The organism is Rhodococcus sp. H-CA8f (genome assembly GCF_002501585.1).
Lineage (GTDB): Bacteria > Actinomycetota > Actinomycetes > Mycobacteriales > Mycobacteriaceae > Rhodococcus_F > Rhodococcus_F erythropolis.
On sequence record NZ_CP023720.1, the window covers coordinates 26,221 to 45,177 of the forward strand.

The following is an 18,957-nucleotide window of genomic DNA, read 5'->3' on the forward strand; positions in this document are numbered from 1 at the left end:
TCAGCCCGGGAGGCGAACCGGCATCAGCAGGTACGTGTACTCGCTCGAGGGCGCAGCGAAGTTACCGGACTCGTCTGCCGTGGGCTCTTCCTCGGCCGCGGGGCGAAGAACAGCCGGACGGCTGGGAGTGGTGAAGCCGAACAGAACGTTTTCGCTGTGAAGCGAGTTCAACCCGTCGATCAGGTAACCGGGGTTGAACGCAATGGTGAGTGCTTCGCCCTGGAACGACGCGTTGAGTGTCTCTTCTGCGCGGCCGGCGTCGTCGCCACCCGCAGAGAGGAGCAGGCCGTCAGCGGAGAACTGCATGCGAACCTGTGCGCCGCGCTCGGCGACGAGTGCTACACGCTTGATGGCCTCGATGAGAGGCGTGACCTCGACCGTTGCCATCGCGGTGTGCTGAGCAGGCAGCAACTGACGGAACTTCGGGAACTCGGCGTCGAGGAGGCGCGTCGTGGTGCGGCGTCCGTCGTTGACGATGCCGAGGAGTCCGTCGTTTCCGATGGTCGTACCGGAACCGAGAGCCAACTCGACCGGCGAATTTGCATTGCCGGCAAGCGTTTTCGCGGACTCGGACAGAGTCTTGGCAGGGATGAGAACAGCAGCCTGGACGTCGGGGTTTGCCGGAGTCCACTCGAGTTCACGAACGGCGAGACGGAAGCGGTCGGTAGCGGCGAGGACGATCGAATTCTGTTCGATCTCGACACGGATACCCGTGAGCATCGGAAGGGTGTCGTCCTTGCCGGCTGCTACGGCTACCTGGCTGATGGCTTCGGAGAACAGGTCGACGGGAATGGACCCGGACTGCTGCGGAAGCGTCGGAAGCTGGGGGTAGTCCTCGACCGGCATCGTGGGCAGGGAGAACTTGGCGCTTCCACAGGAGATGAGCACGCGAGTGCCCTCGAGGGTCACATCGACCGGCTTGTTGGGAAGCGACTTGGTGATATCGGCAAGGAGGCGTCCGGAGACGAGTGCCTGACCTGCAGTCGTGACATCTGCCGAGACGCGGACCTGCGCAGATACCTCGTAGTCGAACCCGGAAACGGTGAGGCCGGCTTCGGTTGCGTCGAGAAGAACTCCGCCGAGAACCGGCACAGGCGGCCTCGAGGGCAGGCTACGAGCAACCCACGCTACTGAATCAGCGAACTCTTCCCGGGAAACGCGAAACTTCAGGCTTCCAAGCTCCATCGCCGGGTTATTCCTCTCGGTAGGCATGTTCGTCTGCTGCGGATCTGCATCAGCTCACTTGAAGTCTGACACAGACCAAGCGATGCCCACCGTATGCCCTCGAGGGCGCAAGTGGAAAGCCGAAGCCGGGACGAGCGCAGCCTGAGGCGAGGTTCTCAACAGGAGTTGTCCCCAGAACTATTTTCAAAGAGCTTTTCCTAGGAAATTCTCAGTAGTAGTAATAAGTCCTGTGCAATCTGTGGAGCAACGGTTGTCGACGCTGGTAGGTCCCCTCGAGGGCCTGTGCACTTCTCGAGGACAGACTCGAGGACCAATCGACCCCCTCTGTGCACTCTCTGAAAGTTTTCGGATTCCTCCTCGAGAACTCCACAGACTTTCGGAGTTATCAACACAGTTATCCACAGATGTGAATACTTTTCACAAGAAACGAAGAGTTTGTTCTTATCGGCGTGTCCGACTCCGGCGTGTCGTCCCTCGAGGTGGACAACCGCCCTCGAGGGGACCGCACGTGGAACCCTTCGAAGACACCGATGCCGCTCGAGGGAACCTCTGCCTCGAGCGGCATCGATCGAAATAAGTGCAGGTCAGCGCTTGGAGCGCTGCTTGATCCTTGCGGTCAACTCCTGAACCTGGTCGTACACCTTGCGGCGTTCCGTCATTTCCTTACGGATCTTCTTGTCGGCGTACATGACCGTCGTGTGGTCACGGCCGAACGTCTGACCGATCTTCGGCAATGACAAATCAGTGAGCTCACGGCACAAATACATCGAGATCTGGCGGGCCTGAGCGAGTGGCCGGGCCTTACCCGGCCCACACAGGTCGTCGATCGACATGTTGAAGTATTCGGCCGTCACCGCCATGATCGTCGCCGCGTTGATCTCGAGGCTCGACGAATCGGGCATCAGATCGCGCAGGACCACCTCGGCCAACGTCAGATCCAACGGCTGGCGGTTGAGCGAGGCAAAAGCGGTGACGCGGATCAACGCGCCCTCGAGTTCACGAATGTTGCGCTCGATACGGCTGGCGATCAACTCGAGGACGTCGTGCGGGACCTCGAGGCGATCCATCCTCGCCTTCTTGCTCAGAATCGCGATACGCGTCTCGAGCTCAGGCGGCTGAACGTCGGTGATCAGGCCCCATTCGAAGCGCGTCCGCAGACGCTCCTCGAGGGTTGCCAACTGCTTGGGCGGACGGTCCGAGGAGACGACGATCTGCTTGTTCGCGTTGTGCAAGGTGTTGAAGGTATGGAAGAACTCCTCCTGGATACCTTCCTTGCCTTCGATGAACTGGATGTCGTCGACCAGCAGGACGTCCGTTTCCCGGTATCGACGCTTGAACGCGACCTTGCGGTCGTCACGAAGACTGTTGATGAAGTCGTTGGTGAATTCTTCGGTCGAGACGTACTTGACCCGCATGCCGGGGAACAGTCGCTGTGCGTAGTGGCCGGCGGCGTGAAGAAGGTGCGTCTTGCCCAGGCCCGAAGCTCCCCAGATGAACAAGGGGTTGTACGCACGCGCCGGCGCCTCCGCGATCGCGACGGCAGCGGCATGAGCGAATCGGTTGGACGATCCGATCACAAAAGTGTCGAAGGTGTACTTCGCGTTGAGACTGTTCGCGCCGGACCCAGAAGCAGAAGGAGTAGCGGGCGGCTTCGTGAAGTACGACGGCCACGATTCGTGAACGCTCGCGAGTGCTTCGCGGTCGTCGTCGACTTCTTCGGTCTCGGCAGTCTCGGAGTCCGAAGGTTCTCCGTCGCCTTCGGTGAATCTGCGCCGACGGTATGCGCCCGATGAGTTGACCGACTCGAACTGACGGCTGCCCGTGCGCTCCTCGACCGGTTCGGCGGGTGCGTCGGCATCGTCTTCGAGTGCGATGCGGACACCGAGTCCCTCGACCTGGCCGCCGAGGTGGCGTCCGAGTGCCTGCAGGATCGGCTCGCGTAGATCGCGCTCGATCGTCTCTTGAGCAAATGGCGATGGAACCGAGAGGAGTGCAAAACCCTGAGCAAGTGTGAGAGGCCTCACCAGACGGACAAATGCCTTCTGCTTGCTGCTCAAAGCCGGAAGATTACTTCCGGGGTCATCACTCGTGAGTTCTGCAACCACGTCGACCCAGACCCGTGCGAGCGCGTTGGGATCGTCGTTCACGTGGTTCCTTCCCGTGTTTCGCCGACAGTGGGTGTGCTGCAGCTGCCGAGCGTATGGCTGCGGCGTCGAATGATTCGGTGGATTACCACCAGGGGTGAGAACCCCGTAACAGGCTACGAATATGCCACCTGGGCTGTGTTTCCACACAATTATCCACAGATGTGGACAAACCTGCACTGAGTCGGTTTTTTCGTCAACCAAATTCGTCAAAGTGATCGAGAAATTGATCTACCTGCAACTTTGTCGGAACTCGAGGCGTTCGCCACTTGGTGTCGGGGATGCGTCAACACTCACAGCCCTGTGGATGAATGTGGAAACTCGGGATTCGGGGTCGCGTCCGGCGCTCGTGCCCGTATGTGCTGATGAGGCCTTGTCGAGAGCATGCGCCGGTGGAACTGTCCGGGTTGCCTTCGGGTCACCTGCAGTCCGTAGCGGAACTGTTGCCAAGGTCACACTTGCTGCCGCGCTCGAGGTCACGGCCGTATGCACACCGCGAATGGAATCTGCGGAATTATGGAAGTATCGGCGTGTCGCCGTGGTTGCCGCGGGAGGGCTCCGAATCGGGCTGGTTTGACCTTGGCAACGGTGGTAAGTAACCTCGAACGGTCACCCGCTGGTGGTGATCGCTTCGTGCTGGCTACATATGTCAGGTCGGATCGGTCTTCCAAGCCACAACGAGTGAAGTTGATTGTTCTGTACCTGTTGGATCCAAAGGCGCCGTAAGGCGTCGATCACTGAATGACGCCGGGAGGCGTCAATGAACTTCGAGGAGTGTTGACCGTGGCCAAGGGCAAGCGGACGTTCCAGCCGAATAATCGCCGCCGCGCGCGTGTTCACGGCTTCCGTCTTCGTATGCGTACCCGTGCGGGTCGTGCAATCGTTTCGGCGCGTCGCCGTAAGGGCCGCGATTCCCTCACCGCCTGATCTGATTTCGAGTTCAGGAGCTCGGGGTGTTGCCTGAGCCGTCTCGGTTGCGTCGCCACGCGGATTTCTCCGTGGCGGTGCGACGCGGGCGTCGTATGGGAAGACGCGACCTTGTCGTGCACGCGTTCGATCGCGAGCAAGTAGAGGCGCTGGTAGTAACAAATCACGGTCCCCGTTTCGGGCTGATCGTGAGCAAGGCTGTCGGGCCGGCGGTGATTCGACATCGAGTCGCACGCCGGCTTCGTCATATCTGTGCAGATTTCGTCGGGCAGGTTTCGCCGGAGACGGACGTGGTTATCCGCGCACTTCCGGGCGCAGCTACCGCCAGTTCAGCCGAACTGGCCAAGCAGTTGCGTGGGGGCCTGACCAAAATGAACCTATTGGTGTCGGTAAGTGAAGAGCCATGAGTACTCCGCTCTCTGAGCAGATCGAGACTCCCAGAGCCTCCCGTGTCATCACGGTGTTGAAGGCTGTGCGTCGCGCTCCCGCCACTGTTCTCATCTTCTGTATCGAGTTGTACCGGACGTATGTGTCGCCCTTGAGGATGCCGACCTGCCGGTTCACCCCCACCTGCAGTGAATACGCGGTCGAAGCGCTGCGCACTCACGGGGCGATCAAAGGCCTTTTCTTGACTGTGGTGCGGTTGGCGAAGTGTGCCCCCTGGCATTCTGGAGGGTGGGACCCTGTCCCTGCCCGTCGTGACCGTGATGCGGGTAGCCGCCATAGCTGTCCGGAAGCACGCGCAGCGTGTCACAGTCCGACGGACGAACAGAGGAGTACTTAGAGCCGTGCTCAATTTCATTTACTATCCGGTATCCGCGATTCTGTGGGTCTGGCACAAGGTCTTCGGGTTCATTCTCGGCCCGGACAACGGAATAGCCTGGGCGCTCTCCGTGGTGTTCCTGGTGTTCACCTTGCGTGCGGTTCTGTACAAGCCGTTCGTGAAGCAGGTCCGCACGACCCGCCAGATGCAGGAACTGCAGCCGCAGATCAAGGCATTGCAGAAGAAGTATTCGGGCGACCGTCAGCGCCAGGCCGTCGAGATGCAGAAGCTCCAGAAGGAGCACGGATTCAACCCGATCATGGGCTGTCTCCCGGTCTTGGCTCAGGCTCCGGTGTTCATCGGTCTGTTCCACGTCCTGCGCTCGTTCAACCGCACCGGCACCGGCATGGGCCAGCTGGGCATGAGCGCCGAGGACAACCTCAACACCCCGAACTACGTCTTCTCGGCCACTGACGTCCAGTCGTTCCTGGATGCTCGTCTGTTCGGCGCGCCCATCTCGGCCGCGATCACGACGCCGGTTGCGCAGCTTCAGGCTTATGTCACCGAGAACGTTCCCGAGCTTCCGTCACGCCTGAACATCATTCTCGTGGCCGCTCCGTTGATGATCATCGCCAGCATCGCGACCCACTTCAACTCACGCGCTTCCGTTGCCCGTCAGAGCGAAGCAGCTGCCGCGAACCCGCAGTCCGCGATCATGAACAAGCTCGCGCTGTACGTCTTCCCGCTCGGTGTTCTGGTCGGTGGACCGTTCCTTCCGATCGCGATCCTCCTGTACTGGGTGTCGAACAACATCTGGACCTACGGTCAGCAGCACCTCGTCTTCCGCAAGATCGATGCCGAAGAAGAAGCGAAGAAGCAGGAAGCGATCACTCGCCGCAACGACAATGCGCCCAAGCCCGGTGCCCGTCCCGATCCCGGTAAGAAGAAGGGATCCCCGGCTGCGCTGAAGACCGCGGATTCAGCCGACGACGACGGTGACGCCCCGGAAGTTTCGCTCAAGAAGCCTCAGCCGAAGCCCTCGGGTTCCAGTGGTGGTTCTACGTCGAAACCGAAACAGAACCGGCCACAGAGCAACCGCGGCAACTCCCCCAAGCGCAATAAACGGCGCTGATCCAGGAAAGAGAACGACCAATGTCCAGTGAAGCTGACATCGTTGTGGATGGAGAGAACGCAGACGTGAGCACCGAGACCACTGCGCCGGTTACCGATGTGGATGTAGACATCGACGATTCCGATGACGATTTGATCGAAGAGGGCGAGATCGCCGGCGACTACCTCGAGCAGTTGCTCGACGTGCTCGATTTCGACGGAGACATCGACCTTGACGTCGAGGGCGATCGGGCGATCGTCAGCATCGACGGCGGCGACGACCTGACCAAGCTTGTGGGACGCAAGGGTGAGGTTCTGGATGCTCTCCAGGAGCTGACTCGTCTGGCTGTTCAGCAGTCGACCGGAGAGCGCAGCCGCTTGATGCTCGACATCGCCGGGTGGCGTGCAGGCCGGCGCGAGGCACTCAGTGCTCTCGGTGCGGAAGCTGCACAGCGTGTTCTCGAGACCGGCGAACGCGAAGAGCTTGCTCCGATGACGCCGTTCGAACGCAAGATCGTGCACGACGCCGTCGCCAAGGTCGCCGGTGTTTCCAGCGAGAGCGAAGGCGCTGAACCGTCTCGCCGAGTCGTTGTCCTCAAGGACTGACACTCCCCCTGATCGAATGCGGGCCCCGGATTTTCCGGGGCCCGCTTTTGTGTCCGAGAGGTGTTTCACGTGAAACCGAATCCGGCAGCACGGTGAAGGTCAGGTGCCTATCGTTGTCGACATGTCCAACGAGCGCTCCGGATTCCCTCTCGGATTGATGACCCTTGGGGCCTTGATAGGGATGCTCGTGTGCGGCCTGAGCTATTGGCCCGTGGTCTTCGAACTACAGCAGAAAATGGAAGTCCAGTCCTTTCCGCCGGGCGGTCTGAAGTATTGGCTCTGCTGGTTGTTGCCGCTGGGAGTAGTCGCCGTCGTATTCATTCCACTTGCACTGGCATGGCGATCCGGGAGACCGGTCATGCTCAGCTTCGCGATTGCCTTCTTGTTCGTCGGGGGTGCACTGTGCATGTTCGGATATTCGATCGACAACATGCCGTACTACATGTGAGCCCCTCCCCTCCCCCAGGAGGAATAGTCGGCCTTCGTTTCACGTGAAACCGGATCGATGGTTGTTGCCCCGAGCCCTCGAACTCCGCCCCAGATTGCCGCCACAATGGATCACCGACCTGATGTCGTCAGGCCTGCTGGCAAGGTCGTCACCTTCGGCGCTGGCATCCGATGACCGACAACCCGCCAGCCCTCACTTCGACGGCCCCCGGATTGGGGCGTCATCAACAACGATCAACAAGGAATTAGCATCCACACATGCACGTCGACATCGAAGGCGCCACCCGGATCGCCCGCCTCGCCGCAGAATTCGACTGGACCTGGGCCGTCGACGACCTCGAACCCTTCTGCGCACAAGCTGGATGGGAACTCGTCGAACTCAGGCAAGGTGGCGGCTCGATACGAACGAACCTTCATGTCTGCCGGCCGAAGGCGAACATGTTCAGGCGGAACCGTTCGATGCACTACATCTCAATCTTCGTCTCGGACCTGGCAGATCTAGGTATTCCCAAGGCAGAAGTTCGCCCGTTGCTGGTCGAGGGGTTCACGAACCTCGATGTGGCATTTACCGCACTCCTGGGGACAGCCACGAGCGCCGAACCCGGACCTGAGGCAACTATCCGGTGGGATCTGCCGAAAGCGGTCATCACACTGCACCGGGGTTTCAGTGCAATCCACCTCGCTCTGAAGAGTCCGAAGTATCAGGCATGGATGGATGAGCCCGAACCGGAGGACGAGGACTAGCGATCGAGGTCGGCGAGATCGCATCCGGTGTGGGAACAGGTTTGCGCACTCCTCACACGAATCGGACCACTCACATCGAATGGGCTTCGTCGCCACGCAAAGTCGATGATGCAGGCTTCGGGGTGAGATCGGCGGCGACTACTTTGCCAAGCAAACCGGAATCGACCTCATCTTCACGGGCTCCGGTTCATAGACTGCGGACCGCGTCGGGGTAATCACGGGACCGCATTGAGTTCGGTTGACTCGCGGGGTGTGCGCGATCGGCGTCGCGCCCACACCTGCTGCTGGTGTCGGCACGAGAGCGGGTCCGGGCTGTTTGAGGTGGAATGGCTTGGCGGTGCCCGGATCGAACTCGTGAGCGGTGATCTTGTTGGTTCCGGGTTCGGTATGCACCAACAGGTAGTCGTAGTCCTTGCCGTCCAACAACTCCTGCACCAAGCGCGGATCTTAATCGCGCACAGCGTGCAGCGCTTTCGAGTCCAGGCGCAGGAATTCATCCTGCGCATCGGGCAGGTCCCCTGCTCGACTTTGATCTTCCCGCCGACACCGGTATCCACATCGAAGGCGAACTCGCCATGCGCATCCTGTGATGCGAAGCTCCTTGGATTCGCGGTTTGTGATGCCAAGTCTCCGGTGTCCCGCAACAGGAGTGTCAAGCCGCCGGATGTATGGCTCGCAACAACCGGCGGTGAGATAACGATGCTGTCCGGGACTTGGACTCGAAGCTCATCCGCGTCGAACAACAGATTGCGTCAGACCGACCGAGTCCGTTCGGCTGTCCGACGGCAGCAATTCTCTACAACCACTTTTCGTAAAAAATTGCCCATTTTGGGCCCGAATTCCATCCATGTAACTACCTACGGCAGTTTCGTCACTGTGATGATATTGATAATCGACCTCCTATCTGCGTTCGATCGCCCGGCTATGTTTCACGTGAAACGGGTCAGAACTCGGAGAATTATCAGCGCAATGTTTCACGTGGAACGTGAACCCCTCCCTCCCCCACTTGAATTTTGGGCGGAATACTTCCCAAAGAATGAACGAGTCGGCAGACTCACAGCGAGTCGGTGTGCAGAAGCGAACACATGTCGGCTTCGGAGCGGATAATGATTTCGGTCTTGATTGTTGATTTCGCGGTTTACGCGGGAGGATGTTTCACGTGGAACAGAATGGTGCGGCGTCGGTTGACTGGGACGAACAAGAGACTGCGCGCGCAGTGTTCGGTGACAGATATGAGATCGCGGAACGGTACTACCAATCCCTGGCAACGGATGGTGTCGAGCGCGGGCTGATTGGTCCCCGTGAGGTTCCCCGACTGTGGGAGCGTCACCTTCTCAATTGCGCAGTGATCGGTGAACTGATCGCCGAAGGTGAGTCGGTTGTGGACGTAGGAAGCGGTGCCGGCCTACCCGGAATCCCTCTCGCGATCGCCCGCCCGGACTTGAAGGTGACTCTCGTCGAACCGTTGCTTCGACGCTCTGTGTACCTCGCGGAGTTCATCGAGTCCAACGGATTGGACGTATTGGTTGTCCGAGGCCGAGCCGAGGAATCGGGTGTTGTGAAGGAAGCGGGCGGTGCGGACGTGGTCACTTCGCGGGCCGTGGCGCCTCTGGAGAAGCTCGCACGTTGGTCCCTCCCACTCATTCACGAGCACGGCCGGATGTTGGCACTCAAAGGTTCGAGCGCCGCCGAGGAGATCGAGCGGGACCGTACGGCGCTCACCAAATTGGGCGCAGGTAAGTTGGAAATACTCGAATGTGGAGCCAAGATTCTCCGCACCCCCACCGTGGTGGTGAAGGCCGAACGTCTCCCGAAGCGTCGCCAGCGTTGATGATTTACACGCATGCAATCGAGAGCAATGTACAGATGATGAGAGCACCTAGTGATCGATTCCCAATCGAAGGAGCAGTCAATGTCGGGTCGATCTGAATCCGCCGTTTCACGTGAAACACCGAAGCAGCACACGGGCGCGGGTGCGGATCAGATCGTCAACGACGACGACGACAATTTCACCGCCCCCTACGCGGCGATCTCCTCGGAGGAGACTCCCATCGGGGCGGCCGCGCATCGAGCGAGCCAGGTGCTTCACCCCCATTCGGTGACGCTGCCGAAGCCGGCGTTCCGCCGCGTGATCACCATCGCGAACCAGAAGGGCGGCGTCGGGAAGACGACGACCACGGTGAACCTTGCGTCGGCGCTCGCTCTTCAAGGACTCACTGTCCTCGTGGTCGATTTGGACCCTCAGGGCAACGCCAGCACGGCTCTGGGCGTCGTCCATACCTCGGGCACCCCCTCCAGTTACGAGTTGCTCATAGGCGAAGTGAAGGCCCCGGAGGCGATCCAGACCAGCCCGCACAGTGAGCGCCTTCTCTGCATCCCGGCAACGATCGATTTGGCGGGCGCCGAGATCGAATTGGTCTCCATGGTTGCCCGCGAGAATCGACTCAAAGGCGCGCTCAACGACAAGGTGCTCGCAGAGCTCGACGTCGACTTCGTCCTCATCGACTGCCCGCCCTCGCTGGGGCTGCTGACCGTCAACGCGATGGTTGCTGCCAAGGAAGTCCTGATCCCGATCCAGTGCGAGTACTACGCCCTCGAGGGGGTCGGTCAGTTGCTCCGCAACATCGAACTCGTCCAGGCTCATCTGAACCCGGATCTGCATGTCTCCACGGTCCTTCTGACGATGTACGACGGGCGCACCAAGCTGGCCGACCAGGTCGCCGAAGAAGTACGCAAGCACTTCGGCGAGGCCGTACTGCGCGCTGTGATTCCCCGCAGTGTGAAGGTTTCCGAGGCTCCCGGATACGGAATGACAGTTCTCGATTACGACCCCGGTTCACGCGGCGCCATGAGTTACCTCGACGCCGGACGCGAACTTGCCGCCCGCTCTGCCACCACGACGACCCAGGAGCAGTGAGATGAGTCAAGCACGCAAAGGTGGATTGGGCCGCGGCTTGGCTGCTCTCATCCCCACTGGGCCGGCCACGGCACCGGGTTTGGGATCGGCTGCAGCGGACGTCGTAATCGGCGTCGACAAGCGCAACCCCTCCCCTCCCCCACCGACGAAGGCAGCTCCGAAAACGCCGAAAGCCACCAAGGCGACGGCTGCGAAGGCTCCGGTGGAAGCTGAGCCGGAGACCGAACTCGAGCCGACCGGCGCGGTCTATCTCGAGATCGAACCGAGCCTGATCGAGACGAACCCGAAGCAGCCTCGCAGCGTTTTCGACGAGGAAGCGCTCGCGGAGTTGGTTCACTCGATCCGCGAATTCGGTTTGATGCAGCCGATCGTGGTCCGTCGTCACGGTGACAAGTACCAACTTGTCATGGGTGAGCGTCGCTGGCGCGCGAGCCAGGAAGCCGGGCTGGAGAAGATTCCGGCGATCATTCGTGAAACCGATGACGACTCGATGTTGCGCGACGCACTCCTCGAGAACATCCATCGAGTGCAGTTGAACCCCCTCGAGGAGGCAGCGGCGTATCAGCAGTTGCTCGAGGAGTTCGAAGTAACTCACGAAGAATTGGCCAATCGGATCGGACGTTCGCGTCCCGTCGTGACCAACATGATTCGTCTGCTGAAGCTGCCGGTGGCGGTTCAGCGCCGCGTTGCGGCTGGAGTACTTTCGGCCGGCCATGCTCGCGCACTGCTGTCCCTCGAGGCGGGTGCCGACGCTCAGGAAGTCATGGCGGCACGCATCGTCGCCGAAGGAATGTCGGTTCGCGCGACGGAGGAAGCCGTCACTCTTGCCAACCGGGCGGACAACGAGATCGCTCCCCAGCAGAAGCGCAAGCCCATCGTGATGCCGGGTCTGCAGGATGTGGCCGAGCGGTTGTCGGACTCGTTCGACACCCGGGTGACTGTCAGTCTGGGCAAGCGGAAGGGAAAGATTGTGGTCGAATTCGGCTCGGTCGACGACCTACAACGCATCGTCGGAATGATGGAAGCGCAGAAATCGACGTAGTGAACTCGGATGCCCGTTTGGTGACGTAATGACGATGACCGGGCACACCACCTATTTTCGTCACTGTGACGAAGTTAGGTGGTCCGAGCTTCTCGAAATCTTGAACCGGGACGAAAGATGTTGAACAGCAATGCATTAGAGCGATCCACTCTCGCGCCACTGCCGACTTGGTACAGCTGGCCTATCCTGGAGAAGAAAAAAGCGGCGGGCGAACATCAAAACCGCTTCGGGGACCTACGGAGAGTGAGTTAGTCAGTGTCGACTCACGTCATCACCTCTCTCACGCTCGACAGCCTCGATCAGCTTTCCGCCCATGCGCGTCGATGCGTGTTCTGGGAGATGGACCCGGGCGCGCTTCACGACGCCCGAGGATTCTGCGATCAGGAATTCGAGAAGGAAGCCTGGCTGTCGATGGTCATGCTCGAGTGGGGTTCGTGCGGACAGGTCGCCGTCCGCGACGGAAAGCCGCTTGGAAGTGCGTTGTACGCCCCTCCCCGCATGATCCCGCGCGCGCAACTGTTTCCGACAAGCCCGGTCAGCTCGGACGCAGTGCTTCTGACAAGCCTTCGCCTCGAGCCCTCGGGCATAGAGGAAGAACTAGGGCCAAGCCTGATGGCCGCTGTCGTGACAGATCTGGTTCGACGCGGAGTTCGTGCGCTCGAGGCATTCGGTATCCGCAGCGACGACTTGGGACCTGCTTCCGACGTGGCCAGCGCAACTGCCGCTCTGGAATGCTCACCCGCAGAATGCATGATCAGTGCCGAGTTCCTCGAGGATTACGGTTTCGAGGTCGTGGCACCGCACCATCGCTATCCGCGGCTTCGTCTCGAACTCAATCGAGATCACGAATGGAAGGTCGACGTCGAAGAAGCCCTCGACCGTCTACTGAAGGCCGCAGCTCTCGAAATGGTGGAGATCAGCGAGCTCGCCAGAGTGTGAGCAGGTGCCGACCGCAGGACCTACGAAATGCGGTCGGCTACCGAAAGTTCTTCTGCGAGAAGCTCGGCGAAGGTGAAGGTGCCGGTCGGCTGATCGTCTTGACCCAGCAGGTACAGCCGCTTGACCGAGATCAAGATGGCTTCGGCAATGGTGTCCCTCATTCGCGGATTCGTCAGTACCGCAACGTCGGACGCGTTGGACAGGTAGCCCAGATCGATCTGCACCGTAGGCATGTTGGTGAGGCGCAACAACTCCCACGTCCGACCGTGAGTTCTGCAGTCCCGCAACGGAGTTCGCGCAACGATCTCGCGCTGAACGAAACCGGTCAACACCTGCCCGATCATCGAGACCGAACCGTGCGAATTTCCGAAGTGGAAGCTCGCGACGCCGTTTGCCGACGGGCTCGAGTTGCTGTCGCAACGCAGGGAGATCATCAGATCCGCGTCGAACGCATTGGATGTCAGTGCGCGCTCGGCCTCGGTGGGATCGGCGTTGTGCGGGCGGGAGAGGAAAGTTTCCATCCCGGTTGCAGCCATCCGCCCCTCGAGGCGCATGGCCAGATCCCAGAGGATGTCAGCTTCGGAGATGCCGTTGACGATGTTGCCCGTCGACGGCCCGCCGAGGCCGGGATCGATGACGATGCGCTTACCGCCAAGCTGCGGGCCCTTACGCCGCACCAGCTCCTCTTCGCTGATCGCATGTGGGGAACCACCGGTGACGCGGGTTCCCAGAAGTTCCAGCGAACGGAGTGTCTGTGGTCCGCAGATACCGTCGGCAGCGATCCCGATTTCGCGCTGGAAAGACGAGAGAGATTCGTGGGTCTGCGGACCGAAGAAACCGTCGACCCGGCCTGCGTAGAAGCCCAGATCTTGCAGTTTTGCCTGCAGCGCTGCGACGTCGTCGCCGTACAGCGGCGCGGACAACTGGTAGATCAACGTACGGGCACCCAGGCGGTACGAGGCCTCACGAAGTGACCGATAGGTTGCCGGGCCCACAATGCCGTCGACAAGAAGCCCACGCTGCTGCTGGAAGGCACGAACGGCGCTGTCGAGTTGATGATCGAAGATGGCGTCGGGTGCAACCCAGTGGGCACCGTCGGCGCTTTCACGTCGAATGCCGGAAGTTCCGTGATGGAGGTATCCCAGCTTCGTCAATGTGCCCCGAATCTCGGCGACGGCCGGGCCGTGATCGCCGTGTCGGAGTCTGTGCATGCGTGAAAGCCTCTCGGATCGGTTAACGAATTCGATCGATGTGCCTGGTCGTAGACCCGATCAGGCACATCGATCGATTATCTCAGAAATTCTGTGGATTGCGAGAATCCACGATGCTCACCCAGCCGTCAGAGAACGTCTGCGAGGTCCTTGAGCAGCGCGGCCTTGCCCTTGGCGCCGACGATCGTCTTGATCGGCTTGCCGTCCTTGAACAGGATCATCGTCGGGATCGACATGACCTGGAAATCGCGCGCCGCCGCGGGGTTGGCATCGATGTCGAGCTTGGCGACGGTCAGCTTCTCGCTGTTCTCGCCGGCGATCTCCTCGAGGACCGGGGCGACCATCTTGCACGGGCCGCACCAGGTTGCCCAGAAATCGACCAGAACGGGCTTGTCGCTGCCCAGGACGTCCTGCTTGAAGGAATCGTCGGTGATGGTGACGGTATTCGACACTGTTACTCCTCGAGGGTTGGGTACGACAGCTTGGTGAATCAGGGAGCGCCGACGACGTCGACCGTGTGGCCGGCTGCGTCGAGCGTGTTGGCGGTGATGTCGCCGCGGTCGGCCAGCCAGCGTTCGGCGTCGATTGCTGCGGAGCATCCGGTGCCGGCAGCGGTGATCGCCTGACGGTACGTGTGATCGACCAGGTCACCGGCAGCGAAGACGCCGTCGACGGAGGTCGCGGTGGAACCGGGAGCGACGCGCACGTATCCGGCGTCGTCGAGATCGACCTGGCCCTTGACGAGTTCACTGCGCGGGTCGTGGCCGATGGCGACGAACATGCCGGTGATCTCGAGTGTGGAAGTTTCACCGGTGACGGTGTCGCGCACGACGAGGCCGGTGACGCTGTTCTCACCGAGCACCTCGACGGGCTCTGCGTTGGTCAGGAAGCGGATCTTCTCGTTGGCCTTGGCGCGCTCGAGCATGATCCGTGAGGCGCGGAACTCCTCGCGGCGGTGCACCAGGGTGACCGAGCGAGCGAAGCGGGTGAGGAAGGTTGCTTCTTCCATCGCGGAGTCGCCGCCGCCGACCACGACGATGTCCTGGTCACGGAAGAAGAAGCCGTCGCATGTGGCGCAGGCGCTGACGCCGCGGCCGAGGAGGCGTTCTTCACCGGGAATGCCCAGGTAGCGGGCTGCTGCGCCCATGGCGAGGATGATCGCGTGCGCGGCGTAGGTTTCGCCGTTCGCGACGACCGTCTTGATCGGGCCGCTGAGATCGATCTCCTCGACGTCCTCGGTGCGGATGTCGGTGTCGAAGCGCAGTGCCTGCTCGCGCATCTGTTCCATCAGATCGGGGCCCATGATTCCTTCGCGGAATCCGGGGAAGTTCTCGACCTCGGTGGTGGTCATGAGGGCGCCACCGAACTGGGTTCCCTCGAAGAGCAGGGGCTGGAGCTCAGCGCGCGCGGTGTAGACACCAGCGGTGTAGCCGGCCGGTCCGGAACCGACAATGATGACGTCATGGACCGCGGGCGTGTTTTCCAGCTGGGTGGTCATGCGAGCCTTCCAATAGTGAGTGCAGACCCTCCGCTTCTTGGAGAGCCGTACCGATCAACACCAGGATAAGGGGTGTTGTTCCCGCACTCCGCTGGAAAGTGGCTCACAGCCGGCAGCTCACAGCGCGGGACTCACTGGGCGGGGCGCGGTGCCTCCCGAACCACCAGCGCGTCCCGAACCACACAGCGCGTGCCGGTGTAGATGGTGGGCATGCACTTGTTGCAGTGGATACACAGACCCTCGTCGACGCTCTCGGCCTGAAATTTGTTGATCAGTTGTGGGTCCCTGAGCAGTGCGCGCGCCATGGCGACGAACTCGAATCCTTCATCCAGTGCGTGCTCGATGGTGTCGACGCGGTTGATGCCGCCGAGCAGGATCAGTGGCATCCTCAGCGCCTGTCGGAACTGACGGGCGAAGGGCAGGAAGAAACCCTCCTCGAACGGGTACGTCGGAAAGAGTTTGGGACCGTAGAACTTCAGCCCGTACCCGACGAGTTTGGGTTGGGAGGCGACAAACTCAGCCAGTGGGACCTCGCCGCGGAAGAAGTACATTCCGTTGAGAAGTGAACTGCCACCGGTCAATTGCATCGCGTCCAGGTGGCCGTCGGCTTCGAGGATCTGGGCGATCGGCAGGCTCTGGTCGAGCCACAGACCTTTCGGCACCCCATCGGACATGTTGAATTTCGCGGTGACCGCCACGCTGGATCCAGCGGCCACTCGCACCGCTTCGATGACTCGACGCGGATACTCGGCGCGCTTGGCGACGCTGCCACCGTATCGGTCGTGGCGCTTGTTCAGATTGGGGCTCATGAACGAGCTGAGTAGATAGTTGTGACCGAGATGGACCTCGATGGCGTCGAATCCTGCGTCCACTGCGACGCGGGCGGTCCGTTCGAAGTCGGAGACGACACCGTCGAGTTCGGCGAGTGTCGCGCCTTTGACGAGGCCCATCGCGGGCGGACTCAGCCGGGTCGACGGCGCCAGGGTCTTCGTCTTGTTGGAAAGCGTGTTGGCAACCAGTCCCGCGTGGCCGATCTGCGCCGCGGCAAGCGCGCCTTCTGAGTGGACGGCGTCGGTCAGTCTGCGTAGTCCCGGCAGCGCGCGCTCGTCCATGACAAGGGTGTCGCGGTGGACTCGTCCACCTGGTGAGACCGCGCAGTAGGCGACGGTGGTCATCGCGGCCCCGCCCCGAGCCACTTCGGCGTGGAAGTTGATCAGATCGTCCGAGACCTCTCCCCGGGGCATGACGCCCTCGAACGTTGCAGCTTTGACGATGCGGTTGCGCAAGGTCAGAGGGCCGAGACGTGCGGGTTCGAATATCGACGGTGTGGGCGCTGTGGTCATTTTCAACTTCCTGCGACGGCCTGATCTTTACGATGCCAGTGGACTCGTAACTACGACGATATAGCGCCTACTCCCAATCTGTCCGACAATTCGACACGATGAACGCCACAGGATCAGGTCGCCCACGAGACCCACGCATCGACGACACAGTCCTCGAGGTCACCCGAGCGATGCTCCTCGAGGTCGGATGGGAGCAACTCAGCCTCCGGGCGATCGCGGCACGGGCAGGGGTCAGCCGAGCCTCGATGTCACGACGATGGCCGTCGAAGGCACATCTAGTTCTCGGATCGATCCTGGGTGCAACACCTGACCTGACACCGTTCGAGGGCACCGATCGCGACGGCTGGATCCGATGGGTGGTGGAGGGAAGTGCTCAGCTCTTCTCGCGGCCCGAGGTTCGTGCTGCGTCGCCGGGACTGCTGGCTGCGCTGCGCGACCATGACGACCTACGCAACGAATTGTGGCGCGGTTTCAGTGGGCCGAGCACGCAACTCTTCCTTCAGAATGCCGAAGATCCCGAATCGGCACTGCTCGATGCCAAGGCCGTGCTGGTATTGGCGGCCGGGGCAGCGATGTTTTCGAGTCTGATAGCGGTCGAGGATGATACGGATGCATTGCGTGGGAGGATTCTCGAGCTCCTGCTACCCGCGGCAACACCGCGCTGACCGTCGACGTCAGCCGATGTTCTTGACCGACAACGTATTCGGATTCCCGTCGCTGCAGTTGATCCCAACGGTGAGTGCAGTGATCTGACGCGGCTGCGATCCCGCGAAGAGTAGGACTATCGCCGGTGCACCGTCGATGCGAACCTCACCCGAGCCGAGCACCGGCCTGCCCTCGTCGATGCCATTGGCGCTCAGGCAGCCGGCAAGCTTGGACGGATCATCCAGCGGTCCAAGGTTTTTGGATCCGATGAGTGAAAGCAGAGACGCCGAATCCGGATCGTCGACAGCAGATGTCACCGGTATGCTTGGTTGAGCAACAACGCTTTCGGCAGGTTCGGAATCTCGGGTTCCGACCACAACGATCACGAAGGCCACCAACACGGCTGCTGCGGCACCGAGCAGCCACGCTTGTGGGCGTCGCCGGAACGGCACGACGGTTGTCTCTGCTGACAGCTCGTCCTGACCGGACTGTAAATCCAGTGCCGAATTGATTCGCTCGGCAAGCGAATTCGGAATCCGTTCGTGAGAGGCCTCGCGCGAGTTCAGTGTCGCGAGTGATGCTGTGACGCTGTCGAGAGTAGTGACAAATGCCTGGGCGTCGGCGTCTGCGTGTACCAGCGGCCACAGAGCTGCGCTGGTTTCGGGATCGAGAACCCCGGCGTGAAGATCCGCCAAGAGGTCCTCCGAAAACGGAGGCGACGGAACGCGAACAGACGGATCTGTCATGAACCCTCCCTCGGCAGTCGGTGTGGACGCTTACAAGATAGGACGCGGCCGGTTCACGAATGGTTCCCGCCTTCGCGAAAGTCCTCCAACTGGGCGGCGAGGCGCTTGCGCGCGCGGGCGCAGCGACTCTTCACGGTCCCTACGGGCACGCCCAACCTCTCGGCGGCCTCGGCCACCGGATACCCCTCGACATCGACGGCGACGACGGCAGCGCGCTGCTCAGGGGGCAGCGATGCCAGCGCTTGTTCGACGGTCAGGCTCATGTCCACTCCCGCCGCGTAATCGCGGTGATCACGGGGTTCCTCCGCATTCTCGGAAGACAGAGAGAACGCGGCCCGCGATTTGTTGCGTCGGATCCGGTCAAGGCAGGCATTGACCACGATGGTGTGGAGCCAACTACGCACCGCCGCATCGCCGCGGAACTTCGCCGCCTTGCGGTGCGCGGAGAGCAGACCCTCCTGGAGTGCGTCTGCCGCGTCCTCGTCCGAGTAACTCGTACGCCGGGCAACGTGCCACAGATGATCCTGATGCCGGACCAGTAGTTCACGGAACGCGTGTCGATCGCCCGCGACATGAGCGGTCAACAATTCGAAATCCGTCGGCTCGAGATTCTTGTTCTCGAAACTTCTGGATTCGAAATTTCCGGCTCCGCCCCCGGTGCCCCCCCGATAACTGTACACGGGCGGATAT

Annotated in this window: 21 protein-coding genes; 12 read left to right on the forward strand and 9 right to left on the reverse strand. The window is 61.1% G+C overall.

From position 1 onward, the window contains the following. Entirely contained in the window at positions 1 to 1,185 is a 1,185-nt protein-coding gene (gene dnaN, locus CPI83_RS00120; RefSeq protein ID WP_007729165.1) for a DNA polymerase III subunit beta, read from the reverse strand. Between the two features lie 584 nt (positions 1,186 to 1,769). Next, positions 1,770 to 3,332, reverse strand: coding sequence for a chromosomal replication initiator protein DnaA (gene dnaA, locus CPI83_RS00125; RefSeq protein WP_003942491.1), 1,563 nt, complete (start codon positions 3,330 to 3,332; stop codon positions 1,770 to 1,772). 780 nt (positions 3,333 to 4,112) lie between these two features. Here dnaA and rpmH point away from each other — a divergent pair. The 7 genes from rpmH (at position 4,113) to CPI83_RS00160 (ending at position 7,926) form a co-directional block, all read left to right on the forward strand. Then, positions 4,113 to 4,256, forward strand: coding sequence for a 50S ribosomal protein L34 (rpmH, locus tag CPI83_RS00130; RefSeq protein ID WP_003942540.1), 144 nt, complete (start codon positions 4,113 to 4,115; stop codon positions 4,254 to 4,256). 26 nt (positions 4,257 to 4,282) lie between these two features. Next, positions 4,283 to 4,663: a ribonuclease P protein component gene (gene rnpA, locus CPI83_RS00135; RefSeq protein WP_019746209.1), complete on the forward strand. Its 381-nt coding sequence runs from the start codon at positions 4,283 to 4,285 to the stop codon at positions 4,661 to 4,663. After that, the gene (gene yidD, locus CPI83_RS00140; RefSeq protein WP_007729147.1) at positions 4,660 to 5,040 is read left to right on the forward strand and encodes a membrane protein insertion efficiency factor YidD; all 381 of its coding nucleotides are present in this window, start codon (positions 4,660 to 4,662) and stop codon (positions 5,038 to 5,040) included. The genes rnpA and yidD overlap by 4 nt, the downstream gene beginning before the upstream one ends. Positions 5,041 to 5,044: 4 nt before the next feature. After that, complete coding sequence (gene yidC / locus CPI83_RS00145; protein ID WP_019746208.1) at positions 5,045 to 6,151, forward strand: membrane protein insertase YidC; 1,107 nt, start codon at positions 5,045 to 5,047, stop codon at positions 6,149 to 6,151. A gap of 20 nt (positions 6,152 to 6,171) precedes the next feature. Further along, positions 6,172 to 6,735 carry a protein jag gene (locus CPI83_RS00150; RefSeq protein ID WP_003942504.1) on the forward strand — a complete coding sequence of 188 codons (564 nt, stop codon included), beginning with the start codon at positions 6,172 to 6,174 and terminating at the stop codon, positions 6,733 to 6,735. Positions 6,736 to 6,856: 121 nt separating this feature from the next. Next, complete coding sequence (locus tag CPI83_RS00155; RefSeq protein ID WP_020971491.1) at positions 6,857 to 7,183, forward strand: hypothetical protein; 327 nt, start codon at positions 6,857 to 6,859, stop codon at positions 7,181 to 7,183. Between the two features lie 257 nt (positions 7,184 to 7,440). Continuing rightward, complete coding sequence (locus tag CPI83_RS00160) at positions 7,441 to 7,926, forward strand: DUF6301 family protein (protein ID WP_060938752.1); 486 nt, start codon at positions 7,441 to 7,443, stop codon at positions 7,924 to 7,926. 138 nt (positions 7,927 to 8,064) lie between these two features. On the opposite strand, the gene CPI83_RS00165 is transcribed toward CPI83_RS00160, so the two are convergent. Continuing rightward, the gene (locus tag CPI83_RS00165; protein ID WP_097386589.1) at positions 8,065 to 8,364 is read right to left on the reverse strand and encodes a hypothetical protein; all 300 of its coding nucleotides are present in this window, start codon (positions 8,362 to 8,364) and stop codon (positions 8,065 to 8,067) included. A gap of 712 nt (positions 8,365 to 9,076) precedes the next feature. Between CPI83_RS00165 and rsmG the strand changes: the two genes are divergently transcribed. From rsmG to CPI83_RS00185, 4 genes are all read left to right on the forward strand, one after another. Continuing rightward, on the forward strand, positions 9,077 to 9,757 hold the full coding sequence (gene rsmG / locus CPI83_RS00170; RefSeq protein WP_019746204.1) for a 16S rRNA (guanine(527)-N(7))-methyltransferase RsmG: 681 nt from the start codon (positions 9,077 to 9,079) through the stop codon (positions 9,755 to 9,757). Positions 9,758 to 9,838: 81 nt separating this feature from the next. Continuing rightward, positions 9,839 to 10,843 (forward strand): ParA family protein, encoded by a 1,005-nt coding sequence (locus CPI83_RS00175; RefSeq protein ID WP_020909862.1) that lies wholly within the window; start codon positions 9,839 to 9,841, stop codon positions 10,841 to 10,843. 1 nt (position 10,844) lies between these two features. After that, on the forward strand, positions 10,845 to 11,885 hold the full coding sequence (locus CPI83_RS00180; protein ID WP_097386590.1) for a ParB/RepB/Spo0J family partition protein: 1,041 nt from the start codon (positions 10,845 to 10,847) through the stop codon (positions 11,883 to 11,885). A 255-nt stretch (positions 11,886 to 12,140) separates the two neighbouring features. Continuing rightward, positions 12,141 to 12,824, forward strand: coding sequence for a hypothetical protein (locus tag CPI83_RS00185; protein WP_019746201.1), 684 nt, complete (start codon positions 12,141 to 12,143; stop codon positions 12,822 to 12,824). Between the two features lie 20 nt (positions 12,825 to 12,844). Here CPI83_RS00185 and CPI83_RS00190 read toward each other — a convergent pair whose 3' ends face one another. From CPI83_RS00190 to nox, 4 genes are all read right to left on the reverse strand, one after another. Then, positions 12,845 to 14,035 (reverse strand): N-acetylmuramoyl-L-alanine amidase, encoded by a 1,191-nt coding sequence (locus CPI83_RS00190; RefSeq protein WP_020909860.1) that lies wholly within the window; start codon positions 14,033 to 14,035, stop codon positions 12,845 to 12,847. Between the two features lie 128 nt (positions 14,036 to 14,163). After that, the gene (gene trxA / locus CPI83_RS00195; protein ID WP_003942530.1) at positions 14,164 to 14,487 is read right to left on the reverse strand and encodes a thioredoxin; all 324 of its coding nucleotides are present in this window, start codon (positions 14,485 to 14,487) and stop codon (positions 14,164 to 14,166) included. 38 nt (positions 14,488 to 14,525) lie between these two features. Continuing rightward, positions 14,526 to 15,533, reverse strand: coding sequence for a thioredoxin-disulfide reductase (gene trxB / locus CPI83_RS00200; RefSeq protein ID WP_003942521.1), 1,008 nt, complete (start codon positions 15,531 to 15,533; stop codon positions 14,526 to 14,528). 131 nt (positions 15,534 to 15,664) lie between these two features. Next, a complete protein-coding gene (gene nox, locus CPI83_RS00205) occupies positions 15,665 to 16,876 on the reverse strand; it encodes a 4,4'-dithiodibutanoate disulfide reductase (RefSeq protein WP_060938754.1) in 1,212 nt (403 codons plus the stop codon). Positions 16,877 to 16,974: 98 nt separating this feature from the next. On the opposite strand from nox, the gene CPI83_RS00210 reads away from it, so the two are divergent. After that, a complete protein-coding gene (locus CPI83_RS00210; RefSeq protein WP_020909857.1) occupies positions 16,975 to 17,541 on the forward strand; it encodes a TetR/AcrR family transcriptional regulator in 567 nt (188 codons plus the stop codon). 9 nt (positions 17,542 to 17,550) lie between these two features. On the opposite strand, the gene CPI83_RS00215 is transcribed toward CPI83_RS00210, so the two are convergent. After that, entirely contained in the window at positions 17,551 to 18,267 is a 717-nt protein-coding gene (locus CPI83_RS00215) for a hypothetical protein (RefSeq protein WP_060938755.1), read from the reverse strand. Between the two features lie 53 nt (positions 18,268 to 18,320). After that, a complete protein-coding gene (gene sigM / locus CPI83_RS00220; protein ID WP_097386591.1) occupies positions 18,321 to 18,947 on the reverse strand; it encodes an RNA polymerase sigma factor SigM in 627 nt (208 codons plus the stop codon). Positions 18,948 to 18,957: the final 10 nt, after the last annotated feature.